This window comes from Mesonia oceanica (assembly GCF_902499555.1).
Taxonomy (GTDB): Bacteria; Bacteroidota; Bacteroidia; order Flavobacteriales; family Flavobacteriaceae; genus Mesonia; species Mesonia oceanica.
Map to the genome: position 1 here is coordinate 1 of NZ_CABVMM010000060.1, position 908 is coordinate 908.

Annotated in this window: 1 protein-coding gene; it reads right to left on the bottom strand. The window is 34.8% G+C overall.

The window, feature by feature from the left end:
• On the bottom strand, positions 1–867 hold an 867-nt coding region (locus FVB9532_RS19310), incomplete at its 3' end, for an IS110 family RNA-guided transposase (protein ID WP_150546815.1).
• Positions 868–908: the final 41 nt, after the last annotated feature.

Here is a 908-nt window from a genome sequence, read left to right on the forward strand (position 1 = left end):
CAATTTTTTGCTCTTTCCTTTGGCCACTATTCGTTCATAAATTTCCCTGCAAGCTTTGTTATATCTACACGCATTAAAACTGCACATAAATAACAAATTGCGGAGTTTTTGATTTCCTATTTTGCTTATTCGGCTACGTCCATTTACACTGCTTCCACTCTTGCGAATCACAGGAGTCAAGCCAGCATAACTACACAATTCACTACCGCTTTTAAAGCGCTTAAATCCATCAGTAAGGACCACTAGCATTAATGAGGTTTTTGCTACAATTCCTGGTATGGTTTTCATACGGGTCAACAGATCTTGGTGCACTTCTTTAACCAATATCAGAAGTTTGTCTTCCAAGGTTTTTATTTCTTTCTGTACCTGTTTTAAACTACGTTTTAAAGAGCTGACAACAATTTTACTTGGATTGCCTAAAACAGCTTCTCCGTGTAATTTATTTTTAAGCATAGTGCTCTGTTTTGTATACACAGCAAGGAGTCTAGTCATTTGAAGGCATTCTGTTTGATGCTTAGAGGTGCCTTTCCATAGTTTTAATTCTACTTGTTTGCCATATTCACAAATCAGTTTAGAATCACTTTTATCCGTCTTAATTTTGGACAATTTCATTTGGATAAATCGCTTAACTGTCAATGGATTTTCTACGGAAACCTTCATCCCACACTCTAGTAAATAGTAGGCTAATTGATAGTGATCATAACCGGTGGCTTCCATCACACAGTGACTATTGATAGAAAGTAATTTTACAAACTTCTTAAAGCCAGATATACTGTTTTTAAATTGATAATAATTGCCTTGTGAGTCGGTCACATCAAAAACCAAATGGCTAATGTCTATTCCAAAATATTTAATATCTTTATTCATAAGAAAATGTTTTTTGAAAGGACAATCTACGCGAGTTTCAA